12 protein-coding genes are annotated in these 19,434 nt (G+C 64.2%); 2 read left to right on the top strand and 10 right to left on the bottom strand.

Annotation, left to right across the window (positions count from 1 at the left end):
* The 8 genes from D7252_RS17540 to D7252_RS17575 all read right to left on the bottom strand — a co-directional run bounded on the left by D7252_RS17540 (position 1) and on the right by D7252_RS17575 (position 14,816).
* Entirely contained in the window at positions 1-2,682 is a 2,682-nt protein-coding gene (locus tag D7252_RS17540) for an alpha-L-rhamnosidase (protein ID WP_120776559.1), read from the bottom strand.
* The gene (locus D7252_RS17545) at positions 2,682-5,393 is read right to left on the bottom strand and encodes an alpha-L-rhamnosidase (protein ID WP_183055336.1); all 2,712 of its coding nucleotides are present in this window, start codon (positions 5,391-5,393) and stop codon (positions 2,682-2,684) included. Before D7252_RS17545 ends, D7252_RS17540 begins: the two co-directional genes overlap by 1 nt.
* A 45-nt stretch (positions 5,394-5,438) precedes the next feature.
* Positions 5,439-7,904, bottom strand: coding sequence for a glycoside hydrolase family 3 N-terminal domain-containing protein (locus tag D7252_RS17550; protein ID WP_308162520.1), 2,466 nt, complete (start codon positions 7,902-7,904; stop codon positions 5,439-5,441).
* A complete protein-coding gene (locus D7252_RS17555; protein ID WP_120776561.1) occupies positions 7,901-8,896 on the bottom strand; it encodes a Gfo/Idh/MocA family protein in 996 nt (331 codons plus the stop codon). Before D7252_RS17555 ends, D7252_RS17550 begins: the two co-directional genes overlap by 4 nt.
* Complete coding sequence (locus tag D7252_RS17560; RefSeq protein ID WP_120776562.1) at positions 8,896-9,672, bottom strand: SDR family NAD(P)-dependent oxidoreductase; 777 nt, start codon at positions 9,670-9,672, stop codon at positions 8,896-8,898. The genes D7252_RS17555 and D7252_RS17560 overlap by 1 nt, the downstream gene beginning before the upstream one ends.
* Before the next feature lie 65 nt (positions 9,673-9,737).
* Positions 9,738-10,769 carry an alpha/beta hydrolase gene (locus tag D7252_RS17565; protein WP_120776563.1) on the bottom strand — a complete coding sequence of 344 codons (1,032 nt, stop codon included), beginning with the start codon at positions 10,767-10,769 and terminating at the stop codon, positions 9,738-9,740.
* A 31-nt stretch (positions 10,770-10,800) separates the two neighbouring features.
* A complete protein-coding gene (locus tag D7252_RS17570) occupies positions 10,801-13,209 on the bottom strand; it encodes a glycoside hydrolase family 2 TIM barrel-domain containing protein (RefSeq protein ID WP_259461134.1) in 2,409 nt (802 codons plus the stop codon).
* 134 nt (positions 13,210-13,343) lie between these two features.
* Positions 13,344-14,816, bottom strand: a complete 1,473-nt coding sequence (locus D7252_RS17575; RefSeq protein WP_120776565.1) for an MFS transporter — start codon at positions 14,814-14,816, stop codon at positions 13,344-13,346.
* Positions 14,817-14,974: 158 nt separating this feature from the next.
* Here D7252_RS17575 and D7252_RS17580 point away from each other — a divergent pair, with 158 nt between their 5' ends.
* On the top strand, positions 14,975-15,616 hold the full coding sequence (locus D7252_RS17580; protein ID WP_120776566.1) for a TetR/AcrR family transcriptional regulator: 642 nt from the start codon (positions 14,975-14,977) through the stop codon (positions 15,614-15,616).
* Positions 15,617-15,798: 182 nt separating this feature from the next.
* Here the strand turns inward: D7252_RS17580 and D7252_RS17585 are convergent, their stop codons facing one another.
* Positions 15,799-17,274 (bottom strand): MDR family MFS transporter, encoded by a 1,476-nt coding sequence (locus D7252_RS17585; RefSeq protein WP_120776567.1) that lies wholly within the window; start codon positions 17,272-17,274, stop codon positions 15,799-15,801.
* Between the two features lie 105 nt (positions 17,275-17,379).
* On the opposite strand from D7252_RS17585, the gene D7252_RS17590 reads away from it, so the two are divergent.
* The gene (locus D7252_RS17590) at positions 17,380-18,030 is read left to right on the top strand and encodes a TetR family transcriptional regulator (RefSeq protein ID WP_120776568.1); all 651 of its coding nucleotides are present in this window, start codon (positions 17,380-17,382) and stop codon (positions 18,028-18,030) included.
* Between the two features lie 174 nt (positions 18,031-18,204).
* Here D7252_RS17590 and D7252_RS17595 read toward each other — a convergent pair whose 3' ends face one another.
* Positions 18,205-19,428, bottom strand: coding sequence for an NAD(P)/FAD-dependent oxidoreductase (locus D7252_RS17595; RefSeq protein ID WP_120777046.1), 1,224 nt, complete (start codon positions 19,426-19,428; stop codon positions 18,205-18,207).
* Positions 19,429-19,434 lie beyond the last annotated feature (6 nt).

Here is a 19,434-nt window from a genome sequence, read left to right on the forward strand (position 1 = left end):
TCATAGACCCTTTCTTGTGGACGTCACGGCCCAGCTCGACTGACCGACCGGGAGGACAGTGCTGCTCGAGCCGTCCGCCAAGCAGACAGCACCCTCGACCACGAGCCGAGCTTCTGTCCCGGAAGGTACCGAGACATCCACAACCCACCCGCCCGCGATGCGCCGCCACGCGCTGGTGAGCGTGCCGAACGGCGTCGTCGTCTTCGCAGCTATGTGGTCGAATCTGTCGGTCAGAAGTGGGCGGATCTCGATCTTCTGCCAACCCGGAGCAAGGGTTCGCATGCCGGCGAGGTTCTCATACAGGTATCTACCGACGGCACCGTACGCATAGTGGTTCTGAGAACCGACTCCGTCCCAGGTTTCGAGTGTCGTCGTGGCGCCGAGGGCGACCTGCCCGAGCCACGATGGCTGCTGCTCCTGCAAGAGCACGTCCAGCGCGAGGTCGTCATGGCCCCACTGGGACAGAACCGGCAGAAGGAGCCCCGTCGAGAGGAAGCCCGTCCCCAACCGTGAACCGTTCGAGACGATCAGCTCTGCCAGCCGGTCCGCAACACGCTGACCGGCTGAATCCGGGATGAGCCCGAACGCGAGCGGGCGGACGAGTTTCGCTTGGGTGAGGATGCGGGGAACGCCGCTCTCGTCGAGGAACTCTGCCTGATATGCAGCGCGGATCCGATCGTGGAGCGCAGCGTAGGTGAGAGCATCCTCCGTGTTGCCGAGGACGTCCGCAACCCGGGAAGCCAGCTGGGCGGACCGTGCGAAGTACGCGGTGGCAACCTCGGCGTCGGGGTTCATGGCCAGATCGATGATCATCTTCATCGCGTGGGGCATCTCGCCCTCCACGACCGGTGCGTCGCTCAGCGAGTTGCTCGGCTCCAACCACTCACCCCAGTGGAACCCCGTGTCGATGATGTACTCCTCGTGCGGCTGAGCATCACCGGTGCGCGAAGAATGTCGGGCGGCTGCTCTGCGGACGCAGAACTGCAGCCAGGCGACCATGGCTTCCCAGTTCTCCTCGAGCACGTCCGCCCGCCCGTACCGCTCGTACAGCTCCCAGGGAATCATGGTGATGGCGTCAGCCCACCCCGCCGATCCTGTGGGCATGAAGTCGGCGAACTGTTCCGTTTCCGGCATCGGGTTTGAATCCCGGGGCGCGGTGTCCTTGACTGCGCCGTCCTCTGTCTGCAAGACCACGACGTCGCGAAGCCAGTCACGCAGGAACAACTCGACGTCGGCAAGCAGAGTCGCGGTCGGGGCGAATACCTGAGCGTCGCCGGTCCAGCCGGTACGCTCACGCGTCGGACAATCCGTGGGGATGTCTGTGAAATTGCCGCGCATGCTCCACACGATGTTCTCGTGCAGACGGTTGAGACCCTGATGCGAGCTCGTGAACTCGCCGCCATAGCGGAGGTCTGCCTGGAGCACGAGAGCTTCAGCGCGGTGGATGTCGATGGGAGTTGTCGACTCGATCTCGATGTACCGGAAGCCGCGAAGGGTATACCGGGGCTCCAGGATCTCATTACCGCGTCCCGCGAGCACGAACTCGTCGATGGGGAGGGACTCCGGAATGATCCCGTCTCCTGCAAGATAGCCCTCGTCAACGTGGCCTGCGTCGTCGAGCAGCTCGCTGTGGTGGATCTTGACTGTCGTGTCTGCAGTGCCTGAGACAGTCAGGCGCGCAACTCCAACGAGGTTCTGACCGAAGTCGATGATCGTGTGCCCGTCGACCGTGGTGATGCGGGCCGGCTCGAGGATCTCAGAGACGACGACCGGTTCGCTGCGCATGGGTTCCACACGTGCACTGCCGCTCTCGAAGACCGTCACCGGTCGCTCATTCACGAGAGCATCGCCGGCCGTGAAATTGGCGCCAGAAATCCTGGCGTCGACGACCACCCCCTCCTGGGGGTCGGCGATCTGTCTGGGCCCGTGGCCGCCTGTCCATGCGGCGTCCGTCGTGATCACCTGCACACGGCCGGATTCGAATTCGACGAGGAGGTACGCGATCACTGCAGTTTGCAGACCGTACGTGTTCCTCTGCGCGAATGCTCCGTTGCGGCCGCGGTATCGTCCCTCCGCGAGCTCCAGACCGACGGTGTTGTCACCCGCGACGAGGGCGAGCGTGACGTCGTACGCTTCGTACTCGATGCGCTGGTCGAAAGACGTGAACCTCGGTGTGATGCGCACTCCTGTGACGTCGACACCGTTCACCGAAGCGCCGTACCAGCCTCGAGCGCTCGCATAAAGCCGCGCACGCGCTGGCGCTTCTTCCAGATGGAAGGTCCGACGGAGATACTGCACGGGGGTCGGTTCCTCCTCGGCTTCCGGCACCGGCAGCGCGATCCACTCGGCGAGCTCCTCCAACAGGCCCGGGTGTGTCTCGAAGTCCGCGCTGGCGTCCCACTCTCCGGTGGTGCCGTCTGAGCCGGAACGGATCCGCCATGTGTATGCCGTCGCGGGCTTCAGCGAGGGCCCGGTGTACGCCAGCGTCGGCGCGGACCCGTGGTGCCAGGTGCCTTGCCACACCGGCGATCCCGTCTCCGACTCGATCACCTCCACAACTGCGGACTCCGGTGCCGGGGCATCGACCTCGAACGACCAGGAGAACTCGGGGTCAGGTTCAGCGAGCAACTGCGGGTCAAGGCCCGAGGTGCGAAGGTTCACGAATGGGTGGATGGAAGACATCACTGTTCCTTCTTGTGTGTGACGGTGCGGGTGTGTGCGCCGGGGCGAAGCGTGACGGGTTCTGCACCGCTGACCTTCAGGACCGCGCGGGTGTTGGCGGGCACAATCAGCCGGATTTCAACGTGCGCTGGCGACGTTCGCGCCCATTCCAGAGCTGCACGGCCGAACGGCGTCTCAATCGATGCGGCGACGGCGTCCAGGGGCGCCGACAGGTCAGGTCGAAACTCAATTTCCGCGTAGCCCGGGGCCGTCGGCGTGATGCCGGCGATGTACCGGTACATCCAGTCGTCAACCGCGCCGAACGCGTAATGGTTGAGCGAGAAGTCTCGTGGTTGTCCGTCGGGGGCGATGCCGTCCCACGATTCCCAGATCGTCGTGGCCCCCATCTTCACCTCGTACAGCCATGAGGGCGCGGTGTCTTGGAAGAGGAGCGTGTACGCGAGCTCTCGCTCGCCGATCGAGACGAGCACGTCCAGCAGGTGCGGCACGGAGAGGAATCCGGTGTCGAGGTGATCCTCGGCCTGGTGGATGAGTTCCACCAGGTGCGCCCCGGCAGCATCGCGAAGCCCCTCGGGCACGAGACCGAAGGCAAGCGAGATCACGTACGCGCCCTGCATGTGCACGGAGAGTCGCCCATCCTCGTCGAAGTACTCGGCGACGAACGCGTCTTTGATCTGAGCTGCCAGCCAGCGGTACTCCCGCGCGGTGGCGCCGTCGCCAAGGACTTCCGCGGCCGCGGCGAGGTTCGATGCGGAGTGGTAGTAGTAGGCGGACGCGACGAGGGCACCGGTGAGGGTGGCGGCGACCATCATCGACATCGGTTCGTCGGTGATCGTGCTCGGCACGAGCCAGTCGCCGTAGTGGAATCCGGTGTTCCAGAGCAGCGGCTGCCGTTTGAGGATGGGGTCGTCCGATTCGAGCTGCTGGTACTGCTCAGGCAGGCCCTGCTCCGCTTGCGTCCGTATCCAGTCGACCCATCGCCGCATGGCATCGATGTTCTCGTCGAGAACTCGGCGATCACCGTAACGCTCGTACAGGGCAAGCGGCACGATCGTGATCGCGTCCCCCCAGCCGGCTGATGTGTCCCCGAGCAGGCCGAAGGAGGTGGCGAACGAGGGAGTGTTCGGAACGATCATCGGAACGATTCCGGCATCGGACTGGGCGGCGCGCACATTCGCCAGCCACCGGTCAAGGAACAGGTCGACTCGGGCGTTGTTCGTCGCAGCTCGCGCGAACACCTGAATGTCGCCCGTCCAGCCGGCACGCTCGCGTTGCGGGCAGTCCGTCGGCGTGGAGAAGAAGTTGGCCCGCTGACTCCATACGACGTTGTCGTGCAGTTGATTGATCCTGGGGTCGCTGGTGGTGAACGTTCCGGTCTGGGGCACGTCCGAGGAGAGGATCACACCGACGACGTCTTCAGGATGGAGGTCTCCGGGATAGCCCGTGACGCGCACATAACGGAAGCCGTGATAAGTGAATCGCGGCTCGAAGGTCTCCTGCCCGGTTCCTGCGAGCACCCAGACGTCGGTCTGGTCTTTGTTGCGACCTTGAACGTTCTGCTGGAAGTTCCCGTCCCGGTCCAACGCTTCGGTGTGCTCGAGGGTGATGGTGGTGCCCGCAGCGCCACGCGCGGTGAGACGCACCCGCCCTGCGATGTTCTGGCCCATATCGACCAGGAGCTCCCCGGCGGGGCTATGAAAGACCTGGGGTTCGTGGATCTCGTCGATTCGGCGCACCGGTTCTCCGACGAAAGGGACCAGCGTCGACGTGCCCCCATCGGCCACATGCACCTCAGCCCACTCGGAGTCGTCGAATCCGACCGTGTCCCATCCGTCAACTGCCAGACGAGCGTCGACCTTCTCCCCGATGAAGATGTCCGAGTACCGGATCTCGCCGAACGACGACCGGGCCGACGCGTCGGACGTCGCGATGGCCTTCCGGTCGCCCTCCAGCCGCCACAGCACGCCCAGGGTGTCGCCATAGTTGATGCTGCTTCCGGTGAAGCTGATGCGTCCAGCCCACCACCCGTCCGCGAGGCGGACTCCGAGGACGTTCTCACCGACACGCAACTGGGAAGTCACGTCGTACGTCTGGTAGGACAGCCGCTCCTGGTACTCGTCGTACCCGGGAGCGAGCACCTCGTCAGTCACCTGCTGTCCATTGACGGTAACCTCGTACACGCCGTGCGCGGTGATGTAGAGGCGGGCACGCTCGGGGGCCTCATCCAGGACGAACTGCTGTCGCACCAAGGGGCTGGGGTGCAACCGGCTCTCGATGTCCACGTCGTCCAGGCTCGTCGGCTCGACTCCGAGATACAGTACTTCCTCGGGGGTGACCGGTTCTTGGACCGGCTCCACCCATCTCGCCGCGTCCCATTCCGAGTTGTTCAGGAGTGTCGTCTCGAAGCGCGATTGGGACCATTCGGTCGCCTCGCCGTCGTCAGCCCACACCCGGACACGCCACGTGTAGGGGGTGCGCGAGGAGAGGTCGACGTCGGGCAACACCACCGAGTGAGATTGCGCAGAGTCGACCTTGCCCGTCGCGGCGATGATCTGCGCAGTGAGCGCATCGCGCACTTCGAGCTCATATGCGTTCTGGCGCTCGGTCGCAGCACCGTCCAGGAGCCAACCGAACCGCGGTCGTGTGGTCCACACGGCGAGCGGCTCGACGAGTCGCTCGACGGTCAGTGCGGAGGGCTTCGGCGAAGTCATGTGTCCTGCTTTCTCAGATTCGGGTGAACGTGGCCGGCAATTCATCTACCGTGCGAGCGCTCGGGGGCCTACGTCGATCACGTCGGCTGTGCTGAGGTACATGCGTTGCCCTTCGAGGTCGGCCGCCTTGCCCGACAGGGTGACCGTGGCATGTGCGGGTGTCTGGTCGGAGCTCCCTCCGACCGCGAGGGTCATGTCTCCGGGCTCGAGGATGAAACGGCCATCCACTCCGCTGTAGCCGAGCTGACTGGTCGCGACCGTGAATCGAACAGTCGCAGCCGCCCCCGGATCAAGCGTGACCCGGCTGAACCCGATGAGCTGGCGAACAGGCCTCGTCACCGCAGTGGCGTTCTGCGAGGCGTACAGCTGAACGACTTCGGTTCCCTCGCGGTCGCCTGTGTTGCGCAGCTCCACCGACGCGACGATGACACCATCTGCCGCGGGCACCTCAGCCGCCTCGAGCTGCAGCTCCCCGTACTGGAATGTCGTGTAGGAGAGACCGTGTCCGAACGGGAACAGCGGGGTGGCGTCGAGATCGATGTACTTGCGGAACATGTCCCCGTCGTTGCGCTCGTAGCCGCTTCCACGCTTGTGTGCGGCGTACAGCGGCACCTGTCCTGTCGCTCGAGGCATGCTGTAGGGCAGCTTGCCGGAAGGGTTCGTGTCGCCGAAAAGCACCCCGGCGACGGCCTCGCCACCGCGAGGCCCCGGGTAGTAGCCTGCGACGATCGCGCCGAGCATCGGTTCGACCTCAGCGAGACCGATCGGGCGTCCCTGGTACACCACGGCCACGAGTGGTGTCCCTGTGGCGCTGACTGCTTCGACCAGAGCAACCTGGTGGGCGGACAACTCGATTCGCGCCGCGTCGGACCCCTCTCCCTCGGTGACACGATCCCCGAACCAGCCGGCCTTGCCGCCGATGGTGAGGATGACCACATCCGCCTCCTTCGCCAGCGCAACGGCAGCGTCGAGGTCCTGGGGGCCGTCGGGATGGATCCCGACACCGACGACGCTGTCGACGATCGCATCCGGGGCTGCAGCACGAACGGCCTCCGTCAGAGTCTGGGTGCCGTAGAGGTGCCGAGCGACGTCTTCGCTGTCGATCGCCATGAGGCCCTCCGCCTGAGCGGCAATCGTCTCGTCGACGTCCGCCGACACGGAGTCCACCGCGCCATCGATACCCGCCATCTTCGACTCGCCGGTGCTGAGGCCCTTCATCATGTCGATCGCGGCCGGGAACGTGTACGCCGCGAAATTGACCATCGCCGAGTCGGCGTGCGGCCCGATCACGGCTACACGGCCCGATTTAGCCAGAGGAAGCTGTCCCTGGTTCTTCAGCAGCGTGATCGATTCATCGGCCAACTCACGAGAAAGAGTGACCCCTTCCTTCTTCACCGCATCCAACTCAATGGGGTCGGCGCTGGCATAGGGGTTCTCGAACAGGCCCAGCTTGAGTTTGTCCATGAGCACGCGGCGCACCGCGTCATCCAGCACGGCTTCGTCGAGGCGGTGCTCACGGACGGATTCCTCGAGACCCTTGAACCCGACCGTGGCGGGTAGCTCGACATCCAGGCCGGCGGCGAGGGCGAGCTCACCCGCCTGAGCGACAGAGGATGCGATGCCCTGACGGGTGTGTAGCCACTCCACGGTGCTGTAGTCGGAGACGACGCTGCCCGTGAACCCCATCCGACCGCGGAGCAGATCGGTGAGGATCGCGCGATTCACGCCTACCGGCACACCGTCGATTTCGGAGTACGAGTTCATCACACTGCCGAGGCCTGCAAGCTTGATGGCGGCTTCGAACGGAGTGCCGTAGACATCGTACAGTTCGCGAGAGCCGAGATGCGTCACTGCCATGTTCTGGCCTGCCTCGGTGAGGGCATACCCGAGGAAGTGCTTGGCTGTAGCCAACACCCCCTGGGAGAGATCCTCGCCCTGCAGACCGCGCACGAAGGCGACGCCGAAGGCAGTCACAAGGTAGACATCCTCGCCGTACGTCTCGTGCACCCGACCCCATCGTGCGTCGCGCGCGACGTCGAGAACCGGCGAGAGAGCCTGCAGCACCCCGACGGACCGCATCTGACGACGGATGACTTCCGCCATGGCCTCGACTCGGTCAGGGTCCCAGGTCGCGGCCAGCCCGATGGGTGTGGGGAACGACGTGTAACCGTCGGCAAGGAAGCCGTTCAGCGCTTCGGTATGCATGATCGCGGGAATGCCGAGCCTGGTCTGCTCGACGAGATAGCGCTGGATCTCGTTGATGACGTGCGCGTTCTGCTGAGGTTCGGATCCTGTGATGGCGCTTGCGATGTGTCCGATCCCGTTCGCGAGATGCTTCGCAGCGGCCTCGCTGTCCAGACCGTTCGCCCCCAGGAGCGACTGAGGCATCACTGATGAGACTTGTCCTACTTTTTCGGCAACGGTCATCTGTGCCAGCAGCTCGTCGGCGCGCTCTCGGGGTGACTTCGACATTGCGTGTTCTCCTTCGGTGGGCAGTTCGTGCAGGCTCATTCGGATGGGTTCGGTTGTGTGGCGAGGCGGTCGCGAATCTTCCCGAGTGTGTCGAAAACGCCAGCCGCGGCATCCATCGTGTGAAGCGGATGCTCATGCTGGCCGCGGCTGATCGCCTCGGTGACGGCACGGAGCATGGGGACGTACCCGTAACCCTTACGGTGCACGGCGACGGGAACGCGGACCTCGCCCGTGTGGTCGTAGGTGTGGATCGTGAGCGAGGTGGCCGCCCAGAATGGCCCGTCGATGGTGATCCACCCGTGAGACCCGGAGATGGATGCGGACAAATCCAGCCACTCGGTCATCGAAACAGCGCCCTGGAAGTATCGACCATCCGCGTAGTCGAGTGTGAAGTGCTCGCTCAGATCGACTCCATCGGGTCGCACGACTCCGCGTGCCGTGACCTCGTCGGGCTGGCCGAGGAACATGTGCGCCAATGTGACCGGGTAGATGCCTTGGTCCAGCAGTGCGCTTCCGCCGGGCTTCCACCGGCTGGATCCGTCCTGCGGGAAGGGGATGCCGAAGCCGCCTCGGCCACTGTGCACCTCTCCGATGCGGCCGGCGACGACGAGGTCGACGAGCTGGACGAAGAGTGGATTGAACTTCATCCACATCGCCTCCATGATGAACACGCCTCGCTTCGCGGCTCGGTCACGAAGCTCACGGACCTCGGCGGCGGTCATCCCTATGGGCTTCTCACAGAGCACGTGGCGTCCAGCATCGATCGCGGCTGCCGCGATGTCGAAGTGAGTGATGTGGGGAGTGCCGATGTAGACCGCATCGATGTCGGAGTCCAGCATGTCGGCGAGAGAGCTGTAACGAGACTCGATGCCGCACTTGTCGCCGAATTCGCGCGCACGTCCTTTGTCGCGCGATGTGACCGCACCAACCTCCGCGTTGTCCACCATCTGCAGATCGGCGGTCATGTGCTCGCTGATAGACCCCGTGCCGACGATCCCCCAACGCACGAGGGGCCCACTCACCGATGCCATCACCGATACACGCCCGCCCCGCCAGCGACGTGAATGGACTGTGCGGTGAGGTAGGTCGAGTCGTCGCCGAGGAGGAACGATACGAGCGCGCCGACATCCTTCTCGGTGTCTCCGATGCGCTTCATCGGTACCGCTTGCATCGCCGATCCGAATGCGTTCGGATCGAGCTTTTCCCACTCGAGCGCCCCCTCCGAGTTCGCGAACGGCAACACGACGTTGACGCGAATGTTGTCGGCTCCCCACTCGACGGCCGCGACGCGAGAGAGTCCCCGAAGAGATTCCTTCGCTGCACCGTACGAGGCAAAGCCCGCCTCGCCTGCGGCACCGGCGCCGGAACCGAAGTTCACGATCGACCCCCCACCTGCGGCAACGAGATGCGGGTACGCCGCTTTCATCAGCAGGAACGTCGCCCTGGGTCCGGTGCTCGAGGCGAGTTCGAAATCCTCAACGGTCTGCGCGGTGAACGAACTCGGAGGTCGGATGGCGATGGCATTGTTCACAAGACCGTCCAGACGCCCGAACCGCTCGATGGCTGCCTCGACGATCCCATCAGCTGACGACGGGTCGCGCAGATCCGCCGTCAGCGTGCCAACGCCGGCACCTTCGGTCTCGAGCGTCTCACGGACGCTTTCGAGCTCGTCGGCGAGAATGTCGGTTAGGAAGAGCTGTGCTCCGCTTCGGGCGAGAGCTCGAGAGATTCCGCGCCCAACGCCCCGGCCGGCGCCGGTAACGATGATGACCTTCCCGGCCAGCGATTCTGAGTGAGTGTAGGACATACGTGTTCCTTCCGGTCGCGCCCTGGGCAGAGAGCTTGATGGGTCAGACGTGGAGGTGGCGACGGTCACGCGTCCGCGTCGTCTGCTCCCCGACTGTCGGGGTGACTGTCTGCTCGTTGCGCGCGTTCGAGGTGCTCGGCCTCGAATCGGCGCGTTTCGGCACGAAGTTCCTCGTCCTCGGGGCTTCCCCCGAAGCCCCCGTGCGGCATCGCCTCGAACACGTGAAGCTCGGTAGGAACTCCCGCTTTGCGGAGTTTGCGATGCATCCGAACGGTGTTGGAGAGGAAGAGGTCACGGGTCCCGCTCTGCAGGAAGGTAGGTGGGAACCCCTCCAAGTCGGCGAACAGGGGAGAAACGTACGGATGGGTGAGGTCCTCGCCGGCTGCGTACAGGAGATTGACGGTCATCAACGGGCCGAGCATGTTGTCGATGCCGTTGTTCGTGGTGAACGTGTCGCCTGCCTCCGTGAGGTCCACCTCAGGGGTGAGCAGCACGAGCGCTGCGGGCATGGGAAGCCCCTCGTCCTTCGCGCGCACCAGGAGCGCTGCCGCGAGATTGCCGCCTGCAGAGCCTCCGCTCACGACGACACGATGGGGCCCGGCCAGCTCGAGAGCGGCCCGGTAGAGGACCAGCAGATCGTCGAGTGCGGCCGGGAACGGGTGCAGCGGCGGCATCCGGTAGTCCGGTGCCCATGTGATCCCGTTTCGACCGACCGCGTGAGCAGCGGCACCCATCCAGGCGATATCTCCGCCACCGAGGTAGAGGGCTCCGCCGTGGATGTCGATGAAGATCGGAGCGTCCGGGGCGGTGAGGTCGGCAGGTCGGATCACGAAGTTCGAGACACCGTCGATCTTCTCCGCCTCGACCGTGTACGTCTCCGCGGGGGGAAGCCCCGGCTCTACGAAGGTGCGCAGCATGGCGTCTACTGCTTGCGCTTGCGCCAGCCACCCTTCGGTGTCCTCTGGCGCGGGGTACGGGTTGTCCCCACCCTGTTTAGGCATCGACAGCATGGCTTGGGCGTGGGCGCTCACCGTCGAGGGCACCGGTGGATGGTCGCGCTGCGTGGGTGCTGACGATTCGGTCTCTGTCACATGCATCTCAGTCATCCTTTGTTGTGGTCGCCGGTTGTCATTCAGGACGGGCGGAGCGGTCCGCGGCATCCGAGACGTGGAGCGACGTTGTTACGGCGTCGAAACCTTCGGCGGATACGGTGACCTCAATCACTCCGACGCCGGTGGGTCGGACGATAGCGAGGGCACGTCCGTCGAACGTGGTGTGCACATCGGTATTGAGGGGTTCCGCCGTGTCTGGACGGCCGCTGCCGAAGGCAAGGAGGGTCCCGGCGCCCTCGACGGAGACCTTGACGGGCACATCTCGGGCGCTCGCGAGATTCCCGGCCTGGTCGCGCAATTCGATCTCGATGAAACTGAGGTCGCGGTCTCCGGCCAGAAGCTCGGTGCGGTCGGGAGTGACGGCGAGGTCCGCCGACTTATCCGCCGATCGCAATGCGGTGCGTCCGACCTCGACGCCATCCCGATAGGTGACGGCTTCGAGGGTCCCCGGCTCATACGTGATGTCGAACGAGGCAAGGAATGGCACGGAGGCGCCAGGGGTCGTGCGCCCGACGGGGTGTCCGTTCAGCACCAGTTCGACGTCGTCCGCATCGCTGTACACCTCGACGACGATCGGAGCGCCGGTTCTGACATCCCAGCTCCAGCTGCTGATGGAGTCGCTCCACCCCCATTTGCCGGGAATGATCTCGCGGCCGTGGTTCTCCGGCCGCAGTACCGCGATATATGGTTCCGTGCGGAGGCCGAACACGATTTCGCGATAGTAGGACAGCGGTCTCCGGTGCCCGGTGATGTCGATGTCACCGACCCACGCGGTCATCCACGGGTATGGAGGCTGCCACGCCGGGTCGTCGGCATACTGCGTTCGCCCGATCCCGACCTCACCGAGGTAGTCCCAACCGGTCCAGGTGAAGTCCCCCAGCACATGCGGGTTGTTTAAGACAAGTCGCCAGTTGGTCGCGATGCTCGGTCCGAACGTCTCGGTGCCGACCATGATCCGGTTCGGGAACCCCACACGATCGAGTTCGTAGCGGCCCTCGGCGTAGTTCACGCCGGCCACGTCCAGTGCCGCGAAGGAGGCCTCGGTGCGCTCCGTCGCCAGGTCGCTGGTGCTGACGTGCTCCATCATGCCGTCGAGGTTGATCGCGGCGTTGACCCCACCTTCGGTGGGCGACTCCGAATCGGCAGAGGCCATCTGACTGGCGAGATCGGTGAGAACAGACACGAAGGGATTGATCCCGTTCGTCACCAGCCGGGTGTCGTCGAGCGTCCGGACTTTCTCCGCCAGGGCGCGTCCCCATTCCGAACCGAGCGGGTTGCCTGTCTCGAAGATCTCGTTCCCGATGGAGTAGAAGATCACGCTGGGGTGGTTGAAGTCCTTCTCGATCAGTGACTCGATGTCGCGTTCCCACCATTCGGGGAAGGCGAGGGAGTAGTCGAACGGCGTCTTGGCCTCGGTCCACACGTCGGTGGTCTCGTCCATGACGAGCATGCCGAGCCGGTCGCACGCGTCGAGCATGGCCGGGCTGATGGGATTGTGTGCGCTGCGGATGGCGTTGAAGCCTGCCTTTTTGAGCAGCTCGACGCGCCGCTCTTCGGCGCGGCCGATGGCGGCGGCACCGAGTAGTCCGTTGTCATGATGGACGCATGCGCCCCGCAATTTCACCGTCTCACCATTGATTCGGAGCCCGCTCCATGGATCCAGTTGCACGGAGCGGATGCCGAACGGGGTGTCTTTCTCTTCGAGCTGAATGTGGTCGGCGTCCTCGAGGATTGTTCTTGCGACGTACAGGTTGGGCGTGTCCACGCCCCACAGTGCTGGCTTCGTGACGTAGAGACGCTGACGCACCACCGAGGAAGCGGTTGGACGCAGGGTGACAGGGGCTGAGTCCGAGGCGACGACCGACCCGTCCGGGGCGCGCAGTTCCGTGCGCACACGGACCGTGGCGGTGGTGATGCTGTCGTTCTTGACGGGCGTCACCACCGCGATGACGGCGCGCTGCTCATCGATATCGGGAGTGGTGATGCGCAGCCCCGATTGCTCGATGTGCACGAGCTCGGTGACCTCGAGCACCACATCGCGGTGGATCCCTGCTCCCGAGTACCACCGCGAGTCCTCGTGTGTCCGGGCGTCGACCCTGATGGTGTTGGTCTCCCCGTAGCGCAGGAAAGGGTCCAAGGCGGTGCGGAACGGCGTGTAGCCGTTGGGGCGTTGCCCGGCGAAGGCGCCGTTCACGAAGACCATCGCATCCCGGTATACGCCCTGGAACTGCAGTGAGACTCGCTTCTCACGCCATTCTTCGGGCACTTCGAAGGTCTTGGAGTACTCGAAGGCGCCGCCGGGGAAGTACCCGGTGAAACCTGACCCTGCGACGTCTGCACTACGCGGCAGCGAGATGATCGCGTCATGCGGGAGGCTGACGGCGTCGCCCTCTCCCTGTCCGTAGAGCACAGCGAAGGGGCTCATCTTCGGACGGACCCGCCACCCGCTATTGAATGAAGAGTTGGTCATTTGCTGCTCCCTTTCAAGGGACTCCTCGACACCTCAACGGGCAGAGTCTTCGTCGAAACGATGTGTGGATTCGTCGGCTACAGGGCGAGTCAGACGACTTTGATAGAGCTGGTGTCGGCATGGACACCAGCTGCGAGGTCCGCCTGGATGGCAGGAATGTGCCTGTCCAGCTTGTACAGGTACGTGAGCGCGAGCATGATGCCGGTCAGGACGAGCGGGACCAGGGAGTAAAGGGCGATGATCGTCGATTTCACGGCGGGCGACTGTACTTCGGCGAGGCCGTTGTATCCCGCCGCTCCGATGATGATTCCGACCGTGGCGATAGCAACACCCTGGCCGACCTGGCTCGCGAAACCCTGGAGCGAATTGGTCACAGCGTCGATACGCTCACCGGTCTTCCACTCCCCATATGTCATGGTCTGGATCAGGAAGTAGGAGGCCAGAGTGACGAGGACCGCGGTGAAGATCTGCAACGTCACACCGACAAGGACGAGAGGCACATTAGTCGGGGCGACGGCTACCAGCGCGTAGCCCACCATCGCGAGAACGAGGCCGATGCGGGCGAAGTTCATGGCTCCGATGGTGCGCACAGCAACCGGGAACAGGATGAGCACCAGCGGGATGATGGCTGTGGTGATTCCTCCGATCGAGGCGAGCCCGAGGTCGCCGAGGATGTACTTGAAGAAGTACGTACCGGTGGCCGCGCCGATAGCTGAGACGATGCTGCTCAGCATCAGGATGGCGGCCATGATCAGGACGTAACGGTTGGAGAGGAGTGCACGAAATGTGGCCCGCACTCCGAGACGCTCTTCCGTGTCGTGGTCAGTCTTGTCCTCAGGCAGCTCCTTGATTGTGAAGAAGCGAACGAGGCCGATGATCATGAGGGGAATGGCATAGAGCAAGGCGATCTTGGTGTATCCGCCCGGCTCAGTTCCCCACGTCGCCATGAGCTGTGGCAGGAGGATCGCGGCGGCGGCAGAGAAAAAGATGATCAGCATCCCCTGTCGCGATATGACCTTGGCATACCTGACCTCGCCGCGCAGCGAGCGCTTGAGGTACACCGCCCCCGATGTCATGAGGTACGTCTGGCACACCGACGTGATGAGCACGAACATGACGAAGAGGTATGTGGCCTGCCAGAACTGACTCATCTCGGGAACGGAGAAGGCGGCGACTGTCAGAAGCCACATGGGAATGATGAATAGCTCGTACGGGCGCGCCTTGCCCAGACGTGTTTTCGTTCGATCAATCATGAAGCCGATCGGGAAGTCGGCGATGGCGTCGATGATCTTCGCGGCGAGGAAGAGACCGCCAATCAAAGCCGGAGGCAACCCGACGATGTCAGTCGCGTAGAACGTCAACTGAGCAAGGACCACGATGTTTACACCCATCGCGATGCTTGACGTCGCGAATCGAGTCGAGAAGAGCAGCGGGAGTTTCGTGTCCTTGCCGAGCGCGGTCTGAGAGTCAGGTGAAGCCTCCGGGCGAGGAGGCGCATCTGTGTCCAGCGGTTCAGCGGTGGGCGCCTGTCCGGGTGTGGCTGGTCGATCGGATGTTGACATCGGAACTCCATTGTTCGGTGGCCGGCAGAAACTCGAATCGGGCTTCGAGTTTGCAGGATCGAAGAAACCGTACCACAAAGTCGAATCACGATTCGACTTTGTGCGGATAGACTGAGACAGAGGACTAGGCAGGTCCGACCGCAACGGCAGGAGGCCCAGTGACTGCTTCGACGAGCGAGGCTGCGCGACCGCGCAAGCAGTACGCGAAGAGTGCAGCGATACGTCAGCGGGTCATCGATGCGTGCATCGACGCATTCGGGCTTTCGGGCTTTCACGGCGCGACGATGAAAGACATCGCGGCGAGGGCCGGCATGAGCCACACCGGTCTCTTGCACCACTTCCCCAGCAAGGAGTCACTCCTCGTTGCCGTGCTCGAGTACCGCGATGAGCGGATCATCGCGGTGACTCGCGCCGCGCTCGAAGACCTTGGCGACACCCCTGACAACTCGATACTGGTCTTGCGCGCAGCGGTGATCGCGAGCGAGTTAGAACCCGGCTTGGCCGCCCTCGACGCTACCCTCTTGGCTGAGGCGACGACACCGGAACACCCAGCTCACCACTACTTCCAGGATCGCTTTCGCGTATTCCGCAACGTCTACCGAGCTCGCTTCGAAGAGATGACCGCGCGCGGGGACTTGAACACGTCGATGAGCCCACGAGCGCTCGCGTACACGTTCGCGGCAATCCTCTATGGCCTTGAATTGCAATGGCTGTACGAGAAGGAAGATTTCAAGATCGAGGATGTGTTCGACGAGTTCGTCTCCTCCATCACGCGTGCGCCCAGTGCGCGAATCGTGTGAATCTCGCACACACCCCGCGGCGCTTCCCTCCCCTTGGGCCACTGAAACCGCATCGGCTCCACGATTTAGCCGCCTAGGCGAGGAAGCCTCACATTCGGGACACCGACGAAGGAACCGTCAACCACGCTCGCTCGCAATGGGCGACGGAAAGTGCGGATTAATCGTCCTCCCCGAGTACCCAGTCAGTGCCCCACTGAAACGGGCACCTCGGCATCCGTCTGCGCGGGCTTGCGGACGAACAATGTGAGCACCACAGCGGCGGAGGCGATGAACGCCCCTACCAGGAACGCCGCGTGCACCCCGGTGACCGTGGCTTGGGCGACGTCTGCCCCAGATTCGAGAGCGCCCGCCGCACCGACCGACATGAGCGTGATGAACAGCGCGGTGCCCGCAGCTCCGGCGACTTGCTGCAGCGTGTTCATGATGGCGCTGCCGTGGGAGTACAGGGTGCGAGGGAGTGACCCGAGCGCGGAGGTGAGCAGCGGGGTGAAGACGAATCCAAGCCCGACGTTAAGCGTCATGTGCACAGCGATGATCCACGCGATACCCGTGTTGCCGTCGAACGTCGTCATGCCCCAGAGTGCAGCGGCAGCCACTAGCATGCCGGGGAACACCAGCGGCCTCGGACCGAAGCGGTCGAAGAGCGATCCGACGACGGGGGCGATCAGGCCCATCAGAATGCCGCCGGGCAGCAGCATGAGTCCGACGGTGAGGGTGTCGAGCATGAGCGCCTGCTGCAGGTAAAGCGGCAGCAGGATGAGCGAGCCGAACAGCGCCGACATCACCACGACGACCAGCACGATCGCGAGACTGAACGACCGCGAGGTGAAGGTGCGCAGGTCGAGCAACGCAGCATCAGACCGCTGCAGGTGCAGCTGTCGCAGCACGAAGGCGAGAAGGGATGCTGCGCCAAGCATGAGCGGGATCCACACCGGCACCGGTGCATGATCCGACGCGGATTCGCCGATCGAGCTCAGACCGAAGATCAGCCCACCGAATCCGAGAGCGGACAGCAGCACCGAGAGGACGTCAAACCGTGCCGGCCTCGTCTCGGTGATGTTGCGCACCCACACGGCGCCCAGCGCGAGGGCGAGGAGGGCGATCGGCAGGACGAGCCAGAACATCCAGCGCCAGTCGAGAGCCGCGAGGATGATGCCCGAGACCGTCGGCCCGACCGCCGGCGCCACCGCGATCACGATGGAGATCACGCCCATCATGCGTCCGCGATGCGTGACAGGGACGACGTTCAGCACGGTGGTGAACAACAGCGGCAACATGATCGCCGTACCGGCGGCCTGCACGACGCGTCCGGTGAGCAGCAACTCGAATCCGGGGGCGGTCGCTGCGATCAGAGTGCCGGCGGCGAACAGCGACATCGCCATGAAGAACAGCCCGCGCAGCGGGAATCGGGCGAGCAGGTACCCGGTGAGCGGGATGACGACGGCCATCGTCAGCAGGAAGCCGGTGGTGAGCCATTGGGCGGTCGCCGCGGTGATGTCGAGGTCGACCATGAGACGCGGAAGCGCCACGCCCATGATCGTCTCGTTGAGGACGACGACGAAGGCGGATGCCACGAGGAGCGCGAGGACGGGGCCCGTCCGGGGTGCGTCGGCCGTTGTGGGCACCGGAGAGGTGGCGGGAGATTTCTCGAGAGTCACGGAGGGCTTTCTGACAGCGCGGTACAAGGACAGGCACTCCGGCGGGCCACCATATGATTCTATGGCACAAACTGCCAGATTGTCAGAAGATGAGAGATTGTTCACATGACTGCCCCGAACGAGGAGACGCCTGCGGCCCTCGGCCTGCGCGATCGCCGCCGCCGCGAGACCTGCCGCGAGCTTGCCGCCGCGGCGACCGACCTTTTCGAGCTACAAGGCGTGCACGGCACCACGGTCGACGAGATCGCTCACGCCGCCGGCATCTCCTCGCGCACCTTCTTCCGCTACGCGGACACGAAGGAGAACGCGGTCTTCGTCGACGATCGGGGCGGGGAGGAACTGGTCGTCCGGGTGCGCCGAGAGGTCGCCGCAGGCAACGATCCCATCGCCACCATCGAACAGGCTCAGCTCGACCTCCTGGATGCATTCGATGCACAACCAACCGCCACGCATGCCCACGTGCTCCGGGTGCGCAGGCTGGTCATCTCGGAGCCCTCACTTCTTGCGGTGGCTCTTGCTCGCGACGAGGAATCCGTCGCCCAACTCACGGCGATCGTGGTGCAGACGAAGAGCACCCCCACCGACGAACTGCGCGCCCGCGTGCTGGTGACTGCCGTCGGAACAGCCATGCGCCTGGCGTTCGACGAATGGGCACGCCGATCGGAACGCGGAGAAGAGACGCGCCTCCGAGGACTCTACGAAGTCATCCGCGCAGATCTTTCGGCCTTCTTCTCGGGCCAGGCACCCACTAACTGAAGCCAGCCGCCGAAGTTCACCTTGCGCGAGTTTGCGGTGAAGGTCCTGAGAGTCGGATATCTCCTCCTCGCAGCCTCCAGACACCCCAACCGGCTGCTCGCGGGTGCATGACCCACCGGCTCCTGCGCGATGACATCCTGGAGCTTCATCCCGCGCCGAGTTCAACTGACCCGCCTAGACCCGTGTACGAGGCGGCGAGAAGTCCTCAATGTCATCCAGTTGCGCGATCACACGGGCGGGTTGAGCGTCTCCTTGGTTCTTCTGCAAGAAGCCGGTGTGGTCAAACACGAAATCTCTGAGTGGCCGGAGAGCCTTCGGAATGTGGTGGAAGATTTTACCGGTGAAGTACGCCTGCTGCTGCACTTCTGCCGTGAGCGGGCGCCGCACGTCCTCGAACTTCTGCAATGCCGCCGAGAGAGCGCGCGAATCGCGCGCATCGACGTCGACGAGGTCTCGACCGAGGAAGTAGCCGTCTTCGATCGACATTCCGGCCCCGTATGCGGCGTACGGGGAGGTGGCGTGCGCCGCATCTCCGATCAGCGTGACGCGCCCCTTCGACCATTGCTTCATGGGAACGCGGTCGACGATCTCCCAGCGGTGCGTGTGTTCGGGTTCGGTGCGGTGGATGAACGATGGCAGCGGTTCGGCGAAGTGCCCGACCTTGTCGAGCGCGTAGGAACGCACGTCAGCCACGGTGAAGGGCGCGCCAGGCGTCCACTTCTCGAGTACCCACCACTCGTATCCGTTGCGTCCTTCGTGGCGGATGGGGGTGTAGGACCCTTGGGTGGATCGGTCATGAGCGAACACGCCGCGAGTTCCGATCGTCTCGTCAGTCAGGAACCAGCCACCTAACAGATGCAGTCCGTGGTGACGTTTCGGCGACGCACCCCACAATTGGGTGCGCACGGCCGATTCGATACCGTCCGCGCCGATCAGGAGATCGACGGTGACGGGTGGGAAGTTCTCGAACTGAACCTCAACCTGGTCTCCGCGATCCTCGAACCCGGCGAAGCGGTGGCCGAGGTGAAGCACCCCGTCTGGGAGGGCAGCGATCATGCGCTTGTAGAGTCCCCAGCGGATCAACCCGATGAACCCGCCGTTGTACTCGCGTATCACCTCGTCGGGCATGCGGAATTCGGCTCGTACCCGTCCGTCGTACCGGCGGAGCTGCGTCATGGCCGGCGCCCCGAGGTCTTCGGTGTCGACGCCGAGGGCACGCAGCGCCTTCTGCGGGGTGGGCCAGAGGTTCAGGATGTTGCCCGCAGCACGCACCTCCGGATATCGCTCATAGAGTCGTACGGTCCATCCGGCTCGGTGTAGACCGAGTGCCGCTGCGAGTCCTGCCGGTCCTGCGCCGATGATGGCGGCTGTACGCTCGTTCTTCGATTGGTCAACCATGTCGAA

The sequence above is a fragment of the Microbacterium sp. CGR2 genome (assembly GCF_003626735.1).
GTDB lineage: Bacteria > Actinomycetota > Actinomycetes > Actinomycetales > Microbacteriaceae > Microbacterium.